This window comes from Paralteromonas sediminis (assembly GCF_003820355.1).
Taxonomy (GTDB): domain Bacteria; phylum Pseudomonadota; class Gammaproteobacteria; order Enterobacterales; family Alteromonadaceae; genus Alteromonas_F; species Alteromonas_F sediminis.
Window position 1 is genome coordinate 598,302 of sequence record NZ_RPOK01000003.1, and the last position, 18,352, is coordinate 616,653.

Below are 18,352 nucleotides of genomic sequence, written 5' to 3' on the forward strand. Positions count from 1 at the left end.
GTTATTTCCCAATACAAAAAGAAGAGAATATTTTTCCGAGCAAATCGTCCGAGGTAAATTCACCGGTAATTTCACATAGCGCCTGATGGGCAAGTCTGAGTTCTTCCGCTAACAGTTCCCCAGCCATTGCATCATGTAATTGGTCATAGCCCGTTTGCAAATGTGTGCTTGCTTGCTTTAGAGCGTCTAAATGGCGTCTTCTGGCTATGAATTGGCCTTCCGTTGCTGCAGACAGGCCAAGTACTCGGGTTAAGTGTTCCCGAAGGCAATCTACACCTTGCTGCGTAAGAGAAGATAGCCTGACAATAGGGTAGGCACCATGAGCTGTAGAAACCGTGGTTTCGCCGGCAGTCTCGCCACTTTTATCTATTTTATTTCTTATGACTGATACCGGCATGGCTTCGGGTAAAGATTGCATAAACTCTGGCCAGATATCAAAAGGGTCATCAACATCAGTAGTGCTGGCATCAACGACAAAAAGTAAGTGATCAGCTTGTTTTATGGCATCCCAGGCACGTTGAATACCAATTTGTTCGACTTTATCTTCACTGTCGCGTAATCCTGCTGTATCAATAATGTGTAGGGGCACGCCATTAATGCTAATGTGCTCTTTTAGCACATCACGAGTTGTACCTGCTATATCAGTTACTATGGCGCTTTCTTTACCTGCAAGTTGGTTGAGCAATGATGATTTTCCCGCATTCGGCTTACCCGCTATAACAACCTGCAATCCTTCTCTAAGCAGCGTTCCTTGTTGTGCAGAGTTGGTAAGCGTGTGCAATGTCGCGCGGATATTATCAAGGTCTTTAGCAACCTTACCATCGCTCAGAAAATCGATTTCTTCCTCAGGAAAATCGATAGCTGCTTCAACGTACATACGCAAATGTACAATGAGGTCAGAAAGGCTATTTACTTGCTGAGAAAAGGCTCCTTGAAGTGACTGCAATGCACTTTTGGCTGCTTGTCGGGAATTGGCATCGATAAGATCTGCAATAGCTTCAGCTTGCGTTAAATCGAGTTTGTCGTTGAGAAATGCCTGTTCACTAAACTCGCCTGGACGTGCAAGTCGAACACCAGTGAGTTGCAGAATGCATTCAAGAAGCATATCCATAATTACTGGGCCGCCATGTCCTTGGAGTTCAAGTACATCTTCACCGGTAAATGAATTTGGCCCTTTAAAAAAGAGCGCGATGCCTTCGTCAATAACATTGTTGTGTGCATCAACAAAAGGCAAATAGTATGCTTGGCGAGGTGTGAGAGTTTGTCCGGTTACAACAGAGCAGACATTTGCAGCCAGCGGACCTGACACGCGGATAATACCAACACCCCCGCGTCCCGCAGGTGTTGCCTGTGCAACTATGGTGTCGGTGTTCTCCACAATCCTACCTTCTAATCACGGAAGTTTGTGTATTGAAAGGGTTGTCCGAGGTCAGATTGTTTTATCAGTGCAATGGTTTCCTGTAAATCGTCGCGTTTTTTCCCGGTTACCCTTACTTGGTCACCCTGAATAGACGCTTGAACCTTCAGTTTGGCATCTTTGATTAGCTTGACGACCTTTTTGGCCATGTTTTGCTCAATACCTTGTTTGAATGCAATGGTTTGGCGATAGTTTTTTCCGCTAATATCCATTTTTTGCATATCCATAGCACCGGTATCTATATTTCGCTTCGAACAGGCGTTCCTGAACATTGATTCCATTTGTTGCAATTGGAATTCTGCTTGCGCAGCCATCAGGACACAGTTGTCTTTAAACGTAAAGCTGGCTTCAACACCACGAAAGTCAAAGCGTGTACTGAGCTCTCGCGTGGCGTTGTCGGTAGCATTGCGAACTTCTTCCATATTGATTTCTGAAACAATATCAAATGAAGGCATAGTGTTTATTCTCCTCGGCTATTAGCGGGTTTTCATGCCGCGTTTTTCCATTGAGGCGTAAATTATTTTCGCCTGCACAAGCGTGATAACGTTACTCACTAGCCAGTATAGAACGAGTCCGGCAGGGAAGAAGAAGAAGAACACGCTCATCATCACAGGCATCCACTGCATGATTTTCTGTTGCATGGGGTCTGTCATTGTCATGGGCTGTAGCTTTTGAAGCGCCCACATACTTGCACCTGTCAGTATAGGCAAGACAAAATAGGGATCTTTAACCGATAGATCGGTGATCCAAAGAACAAAGTCAGCGTGTCTTAGTTCCACACTCTCCAGTAATACCCAGTACAACGCTAAAAAGATAGGCATCTGTAAAAGTAACGGGAAGCAACCACCCATGGGGTTAACTTTTTCCTTCTTGTACATTTCCATCATGGCCTGGGACATTTTTTGTCTGTCATCACCATAGCGGTCCTTAAGCTGCTGCATTTTTGGGGCTAGGTTGCGCAGCTTGGCCATAGACTCGTATTGCTTTTTGGTTAGGGGGTACATAACACCCTTAACGATAATCGTGATGAGGATAATAGCGACACCCCAGTTACCCACCAAACCATAAATGAACTTAAGCAAGTCGAATAAAGGCTGAGAAATCCACCACAAAATGCCGTAGTCGACAGTGAGGTCTAGCCCACGTGCTAGTTCAGCTAGATGCGCTTGGTCTTTGGGGCCCAAATAAAGCGTCGATGTAACAGTAGATTCTTCACCGGTAGCAACAGTAAAAGGTGCGCCAGTATAACCAATAAGTGCATCACCTGAATTCAATAGACGACTGTAAAGGGTATTGGTTTCTTGTTGTGGCGGTACCCAGGCAGATACAAAGTAGTGTTCTAGCATCGCAACCCAACCACCTGTTGTAGCTTCCCTTAGGTCATCATCTTCAATATCACTGAAGCTATACTTTTCGTATCGTGACTCCTGAGTAGAATACGCAGCACCACGGTAGGTAGGCATAAACATATTCGATTCAGGTACCTGTGTTGTTTGTTTTAGCTGTGCGTATTGTTGCAGCTGTGCAGGTGCGCCAGTATTGTTGGTTATCGTATAAGAAACAACAACATCATGGCTTTTTCTGTTAATTTCAAATTGTTTGGTAACGGTTAAACCATTGCTTTGCCAAATCAGTGGAATAACCAAGCTCTGGTCGTTATCGCCTAGAATGTACTCTGTCGCAGTAGCAACATACTGAGGACGGCCATTGGGATTAGCATCTGGACCATTAGGCCCAACTAAGCCACTTTGCGCTACGTAAAGCCCTGTAGTTGGTCTCAGTAGACTGTATGGTTCGTCTTCGTTTTGTTTTATGGGGAAGTCTATCAGGTCAGCTTTAATAACATCGCCACCAATCAAGTCAATTTCAAGAGACAGAGTATCGGTAAGTACAGAAATGAATCGTGCAGCGCCATCTGCTTCCTGGACAACAGGCAAAACAGCATCGCTGTCTGGTACAAAACCATCATTCGCAGCAGATGTTGTTGAAGGTACACCCTCTGAAGGAACTGACGCTACGCTGCTAGTGGCGTCAGGGGCGGTTTGTTCAACAGGCTGAACAGGCTGTGGGCCATAATCTTTTTGCCATTGTTGCCATAAAAGGAAACTGACTAAAGCAAGGCCAATAACAAGAAAACTACGCTGCGATTCCATAAATTATCACTTAATTGTTGGTGTTTTGTTTTGGTTTCTCAGGCACCGGATCTACGCCGCCTGTATGCAAAGGGTGGCATTTTAATATGCGTTTGATAGATAACCAACCGCCTTTTCGCATTCCATGCGTTTTTAATGCCTCTAATGTATAAAAAGAGCATGTGGGATGAAAACGACAACGCGGGCCTAACAAAGGAGAAAGACCATACTGGTAACTTTTGATGAGGCAAACTGATAAAAAGATAAGCATTTTGCTTATTATTGATCGTTTTGCCTGCAACGTTTGTCTAGTCTTTGCCATGACTTCCTGAGTAATCGATTGAGATCATCATTGGTAAGGCTATCACAACCAGACTTTCCAATTACAATAATGTCTATGTTTGGGAGTGTACTGGCCTGATGCCGAAACGTTTCTCTAATGAGGCGCTTAATGCGATTACGTTGGACAGCTTTTTTCACTCGCTTCTTAGCTATAGTGATGCCTAATCTTGGATATTCAAGACTATTATATCTGGCTAACAATGTTAACTGAGGAGATGATACCGGAATGGCATTGTCGAATACGAAGGCAAAGTGGGAGGGAGTTAACAGCCTTAACTCCCTTGGAAACTGATATACCCCACTGAGGGTTGTTGTCATTAAGCTGACAAACGAGCACGTCCTTTAGCACGGCGAGCGGCAAGTACTTTACGACCGTTTTTTGTCGCCATACGAGCGCGGAAACCGTGAGAACGCTTGCGTTTCAAGTTGCTTGGTTGAAATGTTCTTTTCATTTCTTAAATCTCACATGTTAAAGGTTTGTATTTCGCTCTCTTAAAAACAACTCAAAAATGGGCTGCTGTTTAAAAGGACGCTGAATTCTATAGATGTCTTTTGTCTGTGTCAATTTAATCTTGCTGAGTTTGATCATTATTTAATTTGCGATCGATGTGAATAAAAAATACAGAAAAAGAATAGTTATCCACAGATTAACATAATTCATGCCAACAGTTGTACTTATTTAACCAATATTTTTGCTAATCATAAATGTTTAAAGAGATCAATATTTTAATGAAAATAAGGTCTAAAAATATAATTAATGCTATATAAAACAAATATATATATCAAAAACTTTGGATAATGGAAGATCGAGGTTTACAAAGTTTTACACAAGATTCATAATTTCCACAGGCTAAGGAACTATTTGTTCTATTTTCGTCAAAATTGCCTCAAAAAGTATAAAAATAATCAATGTATCATTGAGATCTGCCCGATCCGTCAGTCTAAGTGATCTCTTTAGTTAAGCGGCCATTTTCGCAGTATAGTGGTTGTAAAGGAGCTGTTTTTAATGTCAATGTGGGATCAATGTCTAGATCTGTTAAAACAAGATCTGCCCGCTCAGCAATATAATATGTGGATAAGACCATTGAAGGCGCAAATGGGGGATGGAATTATTACCCTTTTGGCACCTAATCGTTTCGTTCTGGATTGGGTTCATGACAAATACCGTGATTTAATAGCGCAAACGATAGCGGGCGTTAGCCATGGCAATGATGCGCCGATGCTAAAGCTAGATGTCGTCACAGCAACACCACCTTCATTTCAGACCCAAAAACGCGAACAAACGCCACATTCTGGTACGTATAATTATTCGGAAACAAATCATACGTCAGCGGGGAGAACACAACCGGAATCTGGTGGACATTCTGGTCCGTCATCTATTGGTCAGGGTTCAGTCGTTCCTATCCCAGAGGGCGTTAAACACAAAAGCAATATTAATACTAATTATAAGTTTAATAACTTTGTAGAAGGTAAATCGAACCAGTTAGCACGTGCTGCTGCAACGCAGGTTGCTGACAATCCTGGTGGCTCATACAACCCATTGTTTTTATACGGTGGAACGGGGCTAGGTAAGACCCACTTATTGCATGCTGTGGGCAACGGAATATTGGAAAAGAAAAAAGACGCAAGAATTGTTTACATGCATTCTGAGCGTTTTGTTCAGGATATGGTAAAGGCATTGCAGAACAATGCCATTGAAGACTTTAAGCGTTTTTATCGCTCCGTAGATGCATTGTTGATTGATGACATACAATTTTTCGCCAATAAGGAACGTTCTCAAGAAGAATTTTTTCATACGTTCAATGCGTTGTTAGAAGGGAATCAACAAATAATTCTGACTTCAGATCGTTATCCTAAGGAAATTGAAGGCGTAGAAGACAGGCTTAAATCTCGCTTCGGTTGGGGTTTAACCATAGCTATTGAGCCTCCTGAGTTAGAAACCCGGGTTGCGATACTTATGCGTAAGGCAACTGAGAACCGTATTCATCTGCCCAATGAGGTAGCCTTTTTTATTGCAAAAAGACTCCGCTCAAATGTGAGAGAGCTGGAAGGTGCACTGAATCGTGTAATCGCCAATGCTAACTTTACAGGACAGCCCATTACGATTGAATTTGTTCGAGACGCCCTAAGAGATTTGCTAGCATTACAAGAGAAGTTGGTAACCGTAGATAATATCCAGAAGACTGTCGCTGATTATTACAAAATCAAAGTGTCAGATATTTTATCTAAAAGGCGTAGTAGAATCGTCGCTAGGCCTAGGCAAATGGCGATGGCACTGGCGAAGGAGTTAACCAATCACAGCTTGCCTGATTTAGGGAACCAATTTGGTGGCCGGGACCATACTACAGTTTTGCACGCTTGCAGAAAAATAGAGCAGCTAAGAGAAGAGAGTCATGATATAAAAGAAGACTACAAGAACCTTATTAGGACGTTGTCTTCATAACACTGGAAGCAGCTGTATTTTTGCTCAACGAAAAATTGACTAACGAGAATCTAAACAAATGAAATTTACCATTAGTCGCGAATCTTTCTTACAACCATTGCAACTTGTTTCGGGTGCGGTAGAAAGACGGCATACCTTGCCCATACTTTCAAACGTACTGATTAAAGTTAGTGAGGGTGCACTCTGGCTAACGGGTACAGATTTAGAGGTTGAACTGATTTCCAGTATTAAGTTGGAAGGTGATTTTGTTGAAGGCGAAATTACTGTTCCTGCGAAAAAGTTATTGGATATTTGTAGAGGTCTTTCTGAAGGGTCAGAACTCAATTTTAGCGTAGATGGTACGAAAGCCGTGTTGAAAGCCGGTAGGGGGCGCTATGCGCTATCGACGCTTTCAGCATCAGACTACCCTAATCTAGAGGATTGGGAAGGTGAGACAGAATTTGAGATATCCTGTGCCGATTTTAAACATCTGATTGAAAGTACTAGCTTTTCAATGGCACAGCAGGATGTACGCTATTATCTGAATGGTATGTCGCTAGAAACAGAGGACGGTATCATTAGGACTGTATCTACTGACGGTCACAGGCTTGCACTGTGTCGTCTCAGTTACGACACAAATGCCTTACCTGACAGACAGGTCATCATTCCAAGAAAAGGAGTGTTAGAGATAAGCAGGCTTATCGGAGATGACGATAAGTTGATAAAGATCCAAATGGGTTCTAATCATATCCGTGTTTTCTCATCCGACTTTATTTTTACTAGTAAGTTGGTTGATGGGCGTTTCCCAGACTATCGCCGAGTATTACCCAAAGACGGTGATAAAACGGTGTTAGCGAGTAAAGACGTATTGAAAGAGGCCTTTTCGCGTGCTGCAATCCTTTCTAACGAAAAATTTCGTGGTGTAAGATTAAACCTATCCTCTGGTGAGCTAAAGATTACTGCGAACAATCCAGAGCAAGAAGAAGCCGAAGAAATCGTTGATGTAGATTATCAAGGCGAGGACTTAGAAATTGGGTTTAATGTTGCTTACTTGATTGACGTATTAAATGCACTCAAGTCAAATAGCGTTAAAATTAGTTTGTCAGACGCCAACGCCAGTGCTCTTATAGAAGACGCTGAGGATGGCGCTGCATTGTATGTCATCATGCCAATGCGTTTGTAGATAGAGTTGTTGGTCTACTCAGTAATAATGAGTAGGCCAAGTCTTTTCTAAGTAAATTCTTCCATGCAAATAACTCATCTTGAGTTAACACAATTCCGAAACTTTCATCGTGCTAAGCTTGAATTCAACGATAGTCTGAATGTATTTATTGGCATAAATGGAAGCGGGAAATCATCGCTCATTGAGTCCTTGTATTTTTTCGGATACGGGCGGTCTTTCCGTACTAGTAAGTCAAAAAGTTTGATAGGGAATGATCATAAAGAATACTCCCTTTACTGTCGTGCTCGTTCTAATGGTACTGATGATGTTAAAGTGGGTGTGGCACGTTCTCTAGGTGGTGAATTCAGATGCCAGGTTAACGGCGAACACGGTGTAACGTTAACAGACATGGTCACACACTTCCCCATCCAGTTGTTCACGCCGCAGAGCACTGACCTGATAATTGGAAGCCCAAGTGAACGAAGACGCTTTTTAGACTGGACAGTGTTTCACGTGGAACATAGTAGTAAGACTACTTATCGTAAGTTTAGTATTCTTCATAAACAAAGGAATGCATTACTGAAGCAGGGACGGAATACCAAAACGCAGCTAGCTGTATGGGATGAACAGTTTATAGATGTTGCTAATCAAATCGATCAGCTTAGATGTAGCCTTATTGGGTCAATAAAGGCACATTTTGATGCTGTTTTAGGGCAATTTTTGCCAGAGATTAAACTCGAAATTGAGTATAATGCAGGGTGGGATAAAGAAAGAGGCCTACGCAGCGTTTTAAAGGATAAACTCGATTCAGACTATCAATATGGATCAACTGCTGCCGGGCCACACAAAGCTGATTTAAGAATAAAGTTGGGTAAGACATTAGCTTCTGAAGTTCTTTCTCGCGGACAACTTAGGATGGCTGTAGCAGCATTACAATTGGCTCAAACCAAAACGTATAATCAGCTAACTGGAAAAGTACCAATTTTTCTGCTCGATGATTTGGGGGCAGAACTTGATGAAGAAAAGAGGGAGCTTTTCTTAGATGCATTGGTTGAATCAAAATCGCAGGTTTTTGTAACAGCTATAGAATTGCAACAACTTGGCTTTATAAAAAAATATCAAAATAAGAAAATGTTTCACGTGGAACATGGAAGCGTGAAAGAGGAGTAAAGCAATAATGTCAGAACAAAATAGTTATGACTCGTCCAGTATCAAGGTATTAAAAGGTCTTGATGCTGTAAGAAAAAGACCGGGTATGTACATTGGTGATACAGATGATGGCACAGGCCTACATCACATGGTCTTTGAAGTTGTAGATAACTCAATTGATGAAGCTTTAGCGGGACACTGTTCTGATATTATCGTTACTATACATGGTGATAACTCTGTTTCTGTTTCTGATAACGGTAGAGGAATACCGACAGAAATACATCCTGAAGAAGGGGTTTCTGCTGCTGAAGTTATCATGACAGTACTTCATGCTGGGGGAAAATTTGACGATAACTCGTACAAAGTATCTGGCGGTCTTCACGGTGTGGGTGTTTCAGTTGTAAATGCCTTATCTAGTAAACTCAAGCTAAAAATCAAGCGCGCAGGAAAGAGCTATGAACAGGAATACCAGCATGGTGTTCCTCAAGCCCCTCTAGCACCTGTTGGTGATACAGATAGCACAGGTACCACTGTGCGCTTCTGGCCAAGTGAAGATACATTTTCTGATATTGAATTCCATTACGAAATACTGGCTAAGCGTTTAAGAGAACTTTCTTTCCTTAACTCTGGTGTGTCTATCATTCTAAAAGATGAGCGCGATGGTAAGAATGATCACTTCAAATATGAAGGGGGAATTCAGGCTTTTGTTGAGTACCTCAATCAAAATAAAACACCCGTGCATCAAAAAGTTTTTCACTTCACACTAGAAAAAGAAGAGGGTATTGCTGTTGAAGTAGCAATGCAGTGGAATGATGGTTTCCAAGAAAACATTTACTGCTTTACCAACAATATACCTCAACGTGATGGCGGTACACACCTAGCTGGCTTTAGGGCTGCATTAACCCGTACACTTAATAGTTACGTGGAAAAAGAAGGGTTAAACAAGAAGGCAAAAACTAATGCCAGTGGCGATGATGCAAGAGAGGGTTTAACAGCAGTCATTTCTGTAAAAGTGCCCGATCCGAAATTCTCATCTCAGACTAAAGACAAGCTGGTCTCTTCTGAGGTCAAACCTGCCGTTGAAACCGCTATGGGCGAAAAGCTGAGTGAATTTCTTTTAGAAAACCCAACAGAAAGCAAAATTATTGCGGGCAAAATCATTGACGCAGCGAGAGCAAGGGAAGCGGCCCGTAAAGCCAGAGAAATGACTAGGCGCAAAGGTGCACTAGACTTGGCTGGGTTGCCAGGGAAGCTCGCTGACTGTCAAGAAAAAGACCCTGCGCTAAGTGAATTGTATATCGTGGAGGGTGATTCTGCGGGCGGGTCAGCAAAGCAGGGCCGTAACAGGAAAAACCAAGCCATATTGCCACTAAAGGGTAAAATTCTGAATGTAGAAAAAGCCCGATTTGACAAGATGCTCTCATCTCAAGAGGTAGCTACACTGATAACTGCCCTTGGGTGTGGCATTGGCAGAGACGAATACGATCCAGAAAAACTTAGGTATCACAGTATCATAATAATGACCGATGCTGATGTAGACGGTTCTCACATTAGAACCCTGCTATTAACGTTTTTCTACAGACAAATGCCTGAAATTATCGAACGTGGCTATGTGTATATTGCTCAACCCCCTCTATATAAAATAAAGAAAGGAAAGCAAGAGCAGTACCTGAAAGACGATGACTCTCTCAATCAGCACTTAACAGCCATCGCAGTTGAAAACGCATCGCTATATACCAGTGAAGATGCTCCCGCCATTACGGGTATTGCACTTGAAAACCTTGTTAAGCAATTCCAAAGTACAGACAAAATGATTGGCCGTATGTATCGATTGATGCCAACTAACATCCTGTCTGCCTTGGTGTATGTTGACAAACTTGATGAAGCTAAGCTCGCAAGCGATAACAATGATTTACAAGTATTCGGCAACAACCTAATTGCAGAATTAGACAGTACTGAAACAGAAGGCGCAAACTACCGTTTTGAAGTGAGGCAAGAAGAAGAACGCAGTAGCTTCTATATCGCCCTAATCATGAAAATGCATGGTATAGATTATGAATATCGCTTTGATCATGACTTTATAACTTCCAATGAATATAGAAAAATCAAAGAGTTAGGTGATGTAATTGCCGATATGATGGAAGAAGGGGCATACATTCAGCGCGGTGAAAGGACTCAACCAGTAGCTACTTTCAAAGAAGCTCTTCAATGGCTTATGAATGAAGCACGCCGTGGTCAATACATACAACGCTACAAAGGGCTAGGGGAAATGAATCCTGAGCAGTTATGGGAGACCACCATGGACCCAGAGAGCCGTCGTATGCTTCAAGTAACAATTGAAGATGCCATTGCCTGTGACCAACTATTTACTACGCTGATGGGTGATCAGGTTGAGCCTCGTAGGGCATTTATAGAAGCCAATGCGCTAAATGTTGAGAACTTAGATGTCTAACGTTAAGTATTAATCGTTATAAACTAAAAAGGCAGTCATCATGACTGCCTTTTTTATAGCCGATATATAGAAGATTGAAGTAATACTAGATTCGCCTATTCTTAACCTCGTTCACAGCATAATCAGCAGCTCGAGCGGTTAGCGCCATAAAAGTTAACGAAGGGTTTACTGTTGCAGATGAGCAATATGAGGCGCCGTCTGTTACGAAAAGATTAGGAATGTCATGACTCTGATTGAATCCGTTTAATACCGACTCTTTTGGGTCATTACCCATTCGAACCGTACCTACTTCATGAATTGCTGAACCAGGCGGAGCGGAATCTGGATTAGACGCTGTAAAAATGTCTGTCATACCAATCTTAGTAAACATCTTTTCAAATTCACTGACTGCATCAGCCATCATGAGTCGTTCATTGTCAGACCACTCGCACTCGATATGTAGCTGTGGTATGCCCCATGCGTCTTTTTTAGTTTGATGGAGTGAAACCATGTTCTCATAGCGAGGGAGCATTTCGCCTTGTGCATACAGATTGAAACGCCACGGCCCAGGTCTGATTATGGATTCTTTGTAATTTATGCCAATGCCGTCTTGATGCGAGCGACCTCGCCAATCTCCTCTTGAGGCTCCACCTCCCATTGCATAACCTCGAACATAACCTTTTCTATAACGACTAGGTTCATACTGGAAATTCGGGATATAGATACCCGTTGGGCGTCGACCCGAGTGATATTCATCAAGAAAGCCCTCAACGGTTCCTTCTGCATATGCATGAAAACAATGGTCCATCAAATAATGCCCTAGAGCCCCAGAAGAATTCGCAAAGCCATTAGGATGGCTCTTTGCATTGGTATTTAAAAGCACCTGCGTCGAGCCTAGTGTTGACGCACACAAGAAAACCAACTTGGCTTTGTATTCTCGGGTTTTCTTAGTTTTGGCGTCGATAACATTGATACCCGTTATGCGATTGTCCTTTTCGGAATACATAAGACTATGAACAACGCTGTCTGTGGCTATTTTGAGTAATCCTGTTTTTGCTGCTGCAGGAAGGGTTGAACTCTGTGTTGAGAAGTAGGCACCGAAAGAACAGCCTTTTTGACATTCATTTCGTGCCTGACATTGAATTCGACCCTGCTGCATGTGAATTTGTGTAGGTTTAGTCAAATGCGCACACCGACCAGCGACCATAGGACGGTCGGGGAAATGTTGTGCGAATAAAGCTTGAACGTGCTTCTCTGCACTGTTCAATTCGAATGGTGGTAAATGTTCTCCATCAGGTAGTTGAGGCAAATTATCCTTACCGCCCGCTATCCCAACAAATCTTTCAACGTAGCTGTACCAAGGAGCAAGATCTTTATAGCGAATCGGCCAGTCGATACCATGCCCGTCTCTTTTATTGGCCTGAAAATCGAACTCACTCATACGATAAGACTGGCGTGCCCACGTTAGCGACTTTCCACCTAGTTGATTGCTTCTTATCCAAGTGAAGTCTTTGTTTTCTGGGGTACTATACGGATAGTCTTTGTCGTTACCAAAAAAGTGCTTTGTCATGTCATTAAAAGCGTAACAGCGTTGTTGGATACGATACTTATCTTCAACCTCTTTTAATGGTACTTTTGTTCTATTGGGAAATTGCCAAGGACCCTTACCTTCAGTTGGGTAGTCTTTTCGATGTTCTATTTTTCTACCCCTTTCTACCATGAGGGTCTTAAACCCTTTTTCGGTAAATTCTTTGGCTGCCCATCCACCGGTAACACCACTGCCTACAACAATGACATCGAAGGTTTCATTACTCTCAGAAATAAATAAATCATCTGTTTGCATTGCGGTTTCCTGCGCCTTAATAGCTCATTAATGAGCCCCACGACTTGGTATTTTCATCTGCTGGAATAGACCCTTTGTAACCGCCAGGTACAGCCTGATAATTCAACGCTTGAGTAGCACCAACCTGACTAGTGAAATAACCAAATACTACGAGTTCTTTGAGAAACTTAAATTGTGACCTTTGCGTATCACTGTAGCCTTGTTTAGCTTCGATGCCACTTAACAGGTCATAACGCTGCTGCTCATTAAGTAACTCGAAACTCGAACTGCCTTGGTTAACAGAAATACGTTGAATTTCCGTTAATATTTCTTTTACTGCACCTTGTTGATCTTCTGTATGGCAGGTAAACAATTGATGATCAACAAAGCCATGACAATCCAGATCGCCCGCTCCAGGTGTATCGGTTGCAGGCAAGATAGTTTGCGCTATGGCTTGCAGAGCTTTTAATTGACTGAAGGACAATAACTTTCCTTTACCCGTGACTTCACCTCCTTGCTTAGGTGTATAGGCAAAAGCTGAAGCGATGTGTTGCGTGGACAACCAAGACACGGCCGTCGCGGCAATGGCTGCATCTTTGCAGTGGCGAAGTAGTTCCCGACGGGATAATGCTTTTTGATTATTCACCTAGTGTACCTCTCGTTGCAAGTCATGTTTGTTAGGGGCTCGTTTACTCAAATACCAGTACAAACCGACAAACGTCACAGTGAGAACAACGGGAAAGACCAAGAGGTTTTCCAGCACGGCCTGCCCAGCGGCAATTTGCACTTCGTTTTCAGGTAGGTTGAGAGATTTAGCGCTGGCGGTTGCTTCATCTATCCACCCTCCAATGACGGGATTCCACATACTGACAGCGAACATACCTGCTCCGCCAATCATCGAAAGACCTAAGGCACCGGTATTTGGGGTGTACTCTGATACACAGCCCAACATGGTGGGCCAGAAATAGGTGACGCCCAGCGCAAAACAAATTGCTGCTGCATACAAGAGCGGACCAGACACGATACTCATCAGGTAAATTCCCAATGTTGAGAATACGGCTGAAAATACCAATACACCTGAAGGGTTTAAACGATGCACGATAGGCCCGGCATAATAGCGTCCAACAGCCATAATACCGGTAATGAGCGCGAGTATTAGCATAGGGGATGCTCCTGACGCACCTAGTATTCCTTGGATCCACTGTTGTGTACCAAGCTCTGTTGTCGCAGTTAGCGTCATACAAATTACCAAAAATAGGTACAACGGAGAGAACAAATTCTTTAGGTTGTGAGACGTAGAATGGGCTTGCTCATCAAGTTTCGGAAATTCACTAGTAAACAGCATATAACCGTAGATGAGGGCAGGGACCAGTATGGTAGCTACCTGCAGTTGCCAACCCAGGCTCATTGATGTGAACCAGTTAGAAATCAGCGCGCCAATAACGATGCCCCCGGGAAACCACACGTGGAATTTATTGAGCATGGTGGTCTTATTGTCTTTATAGGTTTCTGCGATTAGTGGATTACAACCGGCTTCAACCGCACCGTTTGCAAAACCAATCAGAAACGTAGAAATAAGTAACCCCCAGAAGCCCTCAGCCGAAATGGTAAGAAGCAAACCGCCAAGGTGGCAAAAGAATGCAGCAGCGATGAGCTTCTTTGCACCAAATGCATTGTACAGGAAGCCACCAAACATGGTCGCAAGTGGAAACCCCAAAAAAGCCATGGCATTTATCCAGCCGAGTTGGGTGGCACTAAGTCCGTATGTTTGCCCAAGCTCTACTAATATGCCAGCACGAATAGCAAACGTCATAGATGTGGCTGTCAGTGCAACGCAACTGAGTATAAAAACCTTTTTTATCAGTGTGTCTTGATTCATAGCAGTACTCCTCTACAGACCTAAAATCCGACGATTACTCTCTCGGTCTTGCTCAGCACCGGCAAAATCATCAAATGCCTTTTCGGTCGGGCGAATTAAGTGTTTTTCAATGAAAGGTGCACCTTCTGCCGCTCCATCTTCAGGATGCTTAATACAACACTCCCACTCCAGAACAGCCCATCCATCGTAGCCGTATTGCGTTAGCTTAGAAAATATTTGGCTGAAGTCTACTTGGCCATCACCTAAGGACCTGAAACGACCTGCGCGCTCAAGCCAACCTTCATAGCCACCGTAGACACCGCATCGGCCATTGGGCCTGAACTCTGCATCTTTAACATGAAAAGCTTTGATTCGTTCGTGATAGATATCAATAAATGCAAGGTAGTCCAATTGTTGAAGAACAAAATGACTGGGGTCGTAAAGGATATTGACTCTTGGGTGGTTGTTGGTTGCAGCTAAAAAACGCTCAAACGTTAGGCCGTCGTGTAAGTCTTCGCCCGGGTGTAATTCATAACACACATCTGTGCCAGCCTCATCAAACGCATTTAAAATAGGTTCCCAACGTTGGGCTAGTGCGTTAAAACCCTCATCGACTAATCCAGCAGGCCTTTGTGGCCATGGATAAACAGTATGCCAGAGCAGTGCGCCTGAGAACGTAGCGTGTGCAGATAACCTCATTCGCTGGCTCACTTTTGCTGCCAACCGCATTTGTTCTGCTGCCCATGAGGTTCTTGCCTCAGCGTTACCCCTGACTTGCTTTGGTGCGAAACCATCAAACAGGTCACCATAAGCTGGATTAACGGCCATCAGCTGCCCTTGTAAATGGGTTGATAATTCAGTTATCGAAAGACCATACTGACTGGCCACGCCAGTCAATTCATCACAATAGGTCTGGCTTTCAGCGGCTTTGGATAGATCTAAAATTCGCGGGTCCCACGTGGGAACCTGAATGCCTTTATAGCCAAGTGAACTCACCCATTTACACAGATTTTCAAAGGTATTAAAGGGAGCTTGATCGCTGATAAATTGGGCAAGGAAAATGGCGGGACCTTTAATTTGATTCATGCTTTTTATCCTTGTTTACGTTATGTCTTTGAACGGTGAATGTGTAGTCACTAAGTCATGCCATTTTGTGTCACTTCGATCTGCTGCGACCACATGTTCGATAAAAGCCATACCTCTTAGGGCATCTTCAATCCCAGGAACAAATTTAGACGCGGTTAAAGTGCCATTCCTACTGATTTTTACATTGTGCGCAAAATCCCGATATAGATTCGCAAATGCTTCAATATACCCTTCTGGGTGTCCAGCAGGCACGCGCATCGCATCAGTAACAAATGAAGAACCCTCGCCAATGCCGCTGCGCTCTATCGTACTACTAGCGTTATGCCGTTTGATAATCAGCGTGTTTGGCTCCTCTTGCTGCCAATGCAGGCTCGCTTTATCACCGTATAGTCTGAGAGTAAGGTTATTTTCTTCACCAATTGCAATCTGACTGGCTAGCAATGTGCCGCGTATCTTGTTCGAAAAGCGTAAAAAAACTGCACCATCGTCATCAAGGCGTCTGCCATCTACCACAGTGCCTAAATCCGCACATAGTGCGGTAATTTTTTCACCGCTAACGTATTCAGCCAGATTGGCAGCGTGCACGCCAATATCTCCCATACAGCAACTGATCCCTGCTTTAGCAGGGTCGAGGCGCCAGGCTGCTTGTTTACTGTCCTCATCTTCTTTTTGTGATAGCCAACCCTGTTGGTATTCCACCATGATTTTTCTGATCGTACCGAGCTCACCCTGTGCAACTAACTCTTTCGCTCTCTTAACCATGGGATAGCCAAGGTAAGTATGGGTTAGACCAAAAAGCTTACCACTCTCATGAACCACGTTTTTCAGCGCGATTGCTTCTTTAAGCGAAAACGTTGCTGGCTTATCACAAAGCACATGGAAACCAGCTTCTAAACAGCATTTGGCCGCTTCGTAATGTAAGTGATTCGGCGTTACAATCGCGACGAATTCCATGCGCTCCGAGGCGGGTAGGGCAGCTTCACCTTGTAACATTTGATTAAAGTCGGGGTAGCACCTTGAGGGGTCGAGATAAAGGGCCTTGCCCGACAGGATGCTTTTCTCGGGGTCACTGCTAAATGCACCGCATACTAGTTCTATTTCACTATCCATTGCGGCAGCAATGCGATGTACCTGACCAATGAAGGCACCTTGCCCCCCACCGATCATACCCATCTTTACCTTTCTCTTTTCGCTCATATTTATGTTGAGGATTGTAAATAGTATGTAACTATTATTGTTGACAGGAACAAAAGGCGTTAATAAAAAATCGGTTTAAACTATGATAAATTCGGCGTTAGTCAGTATTTTAGGGGTGTGAACACCATGCAGAGGGAAGAAAGAGCACAAGACACCGATGCCTTACTGTCGGCTTTGAGTGTCCGCCAGTTGATCATCATGTTTGATTTATTACCGAATACTTTATTTTGGATTAAAGATGAAAACAGTCGCTTTGTGTATATCAATCAGTGCTTTTTAGACCACTCAAACAAAAGCTGTGTATCACAACTACTGGGAAAAGATGATTTCGCTATCTCACCGCCTCATTTGGCGCGCCAATATATCTTGGATGACAAAAAAGTGATGGCAGGGCATTTGGTAACCGACCGGATTGAGCTTAATCACTTGAGCTCTGGTGATTTCGGCTGGTTTTCAACGTCAAAGCGACCCCTTTGTGATGATAGTGGAGGCGTGCTGGGCACTTATGGGCTAACGCAATATCTTGAGCAGTCTTCACAAGCGTTATCTAATGTAGAAGCGGTTAAAGTGCCTGTGGAATATATCCGGTGTGAATACCACAGGCCAATCACTATTGCTGAACTTGCCGATTTGGCTTGTTTGTCAGTGAGCGCATTAGAGCGGCGATTTAAGAAACACCTGGGTAAAACGCCAAAACAATTTATCAATGAAGTAAGGCTTGAGAATGCTCGAAGAATGCTCATCGATACCAAACATTCAATTGTCGATATAGCGTTTAAATGTGGCTTTGCGGAGCACAGCTATTTCAGTAAGCAATTTAAACAGCTATTTGGTGTCTTGCCCTCGCAAATTAGACGTCAACATGAGAGTTCGCTCAATTAGCGCATGGCCACCGTTAAGGTGTAATAGTTGGGTTTTGATTCTTTCAGGGTAAATCGATAAACCCCATTATCTGATGGCGTAAAGCGCAAGTTCATGGCTTGTGAACTGCAGTGCACAGGCGTACTGGACTTGGTGGTAATTTCGGTTACCTGACTCAAGGCTCCACAGCTTTGAGAAGGTGTCCAAACTGCATCGGCTATTTTGAAATCATAAGGCTGACCATCGGCAACAAGATCGATGTCAGCATGCCATACGCCACTGACATTACCTGGTTTAAATTGGTGTGCTGCTACCGTTCCCCACCAATTAAACACGCCTCTTAGGTATAACTGCGGCACTGATATGTTTGATAAATAGGGCGACCTATCGGTCTGTTTGGACGGGCCTGTGGTACAGGCAGAGACAAACAATACCAATACCACAGTCAATAAAGCGCGGCCTATGCCTAACAT

General features: G+C 43.4%; 17 protein-coding genes. 5 read left to right on the top strand and 12 right to left on the bottom strand.

Translation table 11 applies throughout. The annotated features are described in order from the left end of the window. Window position 1 precedes the first annotated feature (1 nt). Genes mnmE through rpmH form a run of 6 tightly spaced genes read right to left on the bottom strand, consistent with a single transcriptional unit; the run spans window position 2 to window position 4,343 of the window. The gene (mnmE, locus tag DRW07_RS11870) at window positions 2-1,378 is read right to left on the bottom strand and encodes a tRNA uridine-5-carboxymethylaminomethyl(34) synthesis GTPase MnmE (protein ID WP_124028126.1); all 1,377 of its coding nucleotides are present in this window, start codon (window positions 1,376-1,378) and stop codon (window positions 2-4) included. 11 nt (window positions 1,379-1,389) lie between these two features. Further along, the gene (locus DRW07_RS11875; RefSeq protein ID WP_124028127.1) at window positions 1,390-1,872 is read right to left on the bottom strand and encodes a YajQ family cyclic di-GMP-binding protein; all 483 of its coding nucleotides are present in this window, start codon (window positions 1,870-1,872) and stop codon (window positions 1,390-1,392) included. A gap of 21 nt (window positions 1,873-1,893) precedes the next feature. Next, on the bottom strand, window positions 1,894-3,570 hold the full coding sequence (yidC, locus tag DRW07_RS11880) for a membrane protein insertase YidC (RefSeq protein ID WP_124028128.1): 1,677 nt from the start codon (window positions 3,568-3,570) through the stop codon (window positions 1,894-1,896). 10 nt (window positions 3,571-3,580) lie between these two features. Next, the gene (yidD, locus tag DRW07_RS11885; RefSeq protein ID WP_240630594.1) at window positions 3,581-3,820 is read right to left on the bottom strand and encodes a membrane protein insertion efficiency factor YidD; all 240 of its coding nucleotides are present in this window, start codon (window positions 3,818-3,820) and stop codon (window positions 3,581-3,583) included. An 8-nt stretch (window positions 3,821-3,828) separates the two neighbouring features. Beyond that, window positions 3,829-4,209, bottom strand: coding sequence for a ribonuclease P protein component (gene rnpA / locus DRW07_RS11890; protein WP_124028130.1), 381 nt, complete (start codon window positions 4,207-4,209; stop codon window positions 3,829-3,831). Continuing rightward, complete coding sequence (gene rpmH / locus DRW07_RS11895) at window positions 4,209-4,343, bottom strand: 50S ribosomal protein L34 (protein WP_014290886.1); 135 nt, start codon at window positions 4,341-4,343, stop codon at window positions 4,209-4,211. Before rpmH ends, rnpA begins: the two co-directional genes overlap by 1 nt. 554 nt (window positions 4,344-4,897) lie before the next feature. On the opposite strand from rpmH, the gene dnaA reads away from it, so the two are divergent. The 4 genes from dnaA (at window position 4,898) to gyrB (ending at window position 11,076) form a co-directional block, all read left to right on the top strand. Then, window positions 4,898-6,334: a chromosomal replication initiator protein DnaA gene (gene dnaA / locus DRW07_RS11900; protein WP_124028131.1), complete on the top strand. Its 1,437-nt coding sequence runs from the start codon at window positions 4,898-4,900 to the stop codon at window positions 6,332-6,334. 58 nt (window positions 6,335-6,392) lie between these two features. Further along, window positions 6,393-7,496, top strand: a complete 1,104-nt coding sequence (gene dnaN, locus DRW07_RS11905; protein ID WP_124028132.1) for a DNA polymerase III subunit beta — start codon at window positions 6,393-6,395, stop codon at window positions 7,494-7,496. Between the two features lie 63 nt (window positions 7,497-7,559). Further along, the gene (gene recF / locus DRW07_RS11910; protein WP_124028133.1) at window positions 7,560-8,645 is read left to right on the top strand and encodes a DNA replication/repair protein RecF; all 1,086 of its coding nucleotides are present in this window, start codon (window positions 7,560-7,562) and stop codon (window positions 8,643-8,645) included. Window positions 8,646-8,652: 7 nt separating this feature from the next. Next, window positions 8,653-11,076, top strand: a complete 2,424-nt coding sequence (gene gyrB / locus DRW07_RS11915) for a DNA topoisomerase (ATP-hydrolyzing) subunit B (RefSeq protein WP_124028134.1) — start codon at window positions 8,653-8,655, stop codon at window positions 11,074-11,076. Window positions 11,077-11,161: 85 nt separating this feature from the next. On the opposite strand, the gene DRW07_RS11920 is transcribed toward gyrB, so the two are convergent. From DRW07_RS11920 to DRW07_RS11940, 5 genes are read right to left on the bottom strand one after another with little or no spacing between them, the layout of a single operon-like run. Next, window positions 11,162-12,898: a GMC oxidoreductase gene (locus DRW07_RS11920; protein ID WP_124028135.1), complete on the bottom strand. Its 1,737-nt coding sequence runs from the start codon at window positions 12,896-12,898 to the stop codon at window positions 11,162-11,164. Between the two features lie 16 nt (window positions 12,899-12,914). Then, on the bottom strand, window positions 12,915-13,523 hold the full coding sequence (locus DRW07_RS11925; RefSeq protein ID WP_124028136.1) for a gluconate 2-dehydrogenase subunit 3 family protein: 609 nt from the start codon (window positions 13,521-13,523) through the stop codon (window positions 12,915-12,917). After that, window positions 13,524-14,756: an MFS transporter gene (locus DRW07_RS11930; protein ID WP_124028137.1), complete on the bottom strand. Its 1,233-nt coding sequence runs from the start codon at window positions 14,754-14,756 to the stop codon at window positions 13,524-13,526. It abuts the gene before it with no gap. Between the two features lie 12 nt (window positions 14,757-14,768). Continuing rightward, complete coding sequence (locus DRW07_RS11935; RefSeq protein ID WP_124028138.1) at window positions 14,769-15,821, bottom strand: sugar phosphate isomerase/epimerase family protein; 1,053 nt, start codon at window positions 15,819-15,821, stop codon at window positions 14,769-14,771. 15 nt (window positions 15,822-15,836) lie between these two features. Continuing rightward, entirely contained in the window at window positions 15,837-17,018 is a 1,182-nt protein-coding gene (locus DRW07_RS11940; protein WP_124028139.1) for a Gfo/Idh/MocA family protein, read from the bottom strand. A gap of 126 nt (window positions 17,019-17,144) precedes the next feature. On the opposite strand from DRW07_RS11940, the gene DRW07_RS11945 reads away from it, so the two are divergent. After that, window positions 17,145-17,900: a helix-turn-helix domain-containing protein gene (locus tag DRW07_RS11945; RefSeq protein WP_124028140.1), complete on the top strand. Its 756-nt coding sequence runs from the start codon at window positions 17,145-17,147 to the stop codon at window positions 17,898-17,900. On the opposite strand, the gene DRW07_RS11950 is transcribed toward DRW07_RS11945, so the two are convergent. Continuing rightward, complete coding sequence (locus DRW07_RS11950; protein WP_124028141.1) at window positions 17,897-18,352, bottom strand: early set domain-containing protein; 456 nt, start codon at window positions 18,350-18,352, stop codon at window positions 17,897-17,899. The genes DRW07_RS11945 and DRW07_RS11950 overlap by 4 nt on opposite strands.

Bases quoted from the DNA above. Each gene is read 5' to 3' on its own strand.
- recF (WP_124028133.1), top strand. From the start codon at position 7,560: ATGCAAATAACTCATCTTGAGTTAACACAATTCCGAAACTTTCATCGT.
- rnpA (WP_124028130.1), bottom strand. From the start codon at position 4,209: ATGACAACAACCCTCAGTGGGGTATATCAGTTTCCAAGGGAGTTAAGG.
- DRW07_RS11920 (WP_124028135.1), bottom strand. From the start codon at position 12,898: ATGCAAACAGATGATTTATTTATTTCTGAGAGTAATGAAACCTTCGAT.
- DRW07_RS11950 (WP_124028141.1), bottom strand. From the start codon at position 18,352: ATGTTAGGCATAGGCCGCGCTTTATTGACTGTGGTATTGGTATTGTTT.
- dnaN (WP_124028132.1), top strand. From the start codon at position 6,393: ATGAAATTTACCATTAGTCGCGAATCTTTCTTACAACCATTGCAACTT.
- DRW07_RS11930 (WP_124028137.1), bottom strand. From the start codon at position 14,756: ATGAATCAAGACACACTGATAAAAAAGGTTTTTATACTCAGTTGCGTT.
- yidC (WP_124028128.1), bottom strand. From the start codon at position 3,570: ATGGAATCGCAGCGTAGTTTTCTTGTTATTGGCCTTGCTTTAGTCAGT.
- DRW07_RS11875 (WP_124028127.1), bottom strand. From the start codon at position 1,872: ATGCCTTCATTTGATATTGTTTCAGAAATCAATATGGAAGAAGTTCGC.
- DRW07_RS11940 (WP_124028139.1), bottom strand. From the start codon at position 17,018: ATGAGCGAAAAGAGAAAGGTAAAGATGGGTATGATCGGTGGGGGGCAA.
- gyrB (WP_124028134.1), top strand. From the start codon at position 8,653: ATGTCAGAACAAAATAGTTATGACTCGTCCAGTATCAAGGTATTAAAA.
- DRW07_RS11935 (WP_124028138.1), bottom strand. From the start codon at position 15,821: ATGAATCAAATTAAAGGTCCCGCCATTTTCCTTGCCCAATTTATCAGC.
- DRW07_RS11945 (WP_124028140.1), top strand. From the start codon at position 17,145: ATGCAGAGGGAAGAAAGAGCACAAGACACCGATGCCTTACTGTCGGCT.
- yidD (WP_240630594.1), bottom strand. From the start codon at position 3,820: ATGCTTATCTTTTTATCAGTTTGCCTCATCAAAAGTTACCAGTATGGT.
- dnaA (WP_124028131.1), top strand. From the start codon at position 4,898: ATGTCAATGTGGGATCAATGTCTAGATCTGTTAAAACAAGATCTGCCC.
- rpmH (WP_014290886.1), bottom strand. From the start codon at position 4,343: ATGAAAAGAACATTTCAACCAAGCAACTTGAAACGCAAGCGTTCTCAC.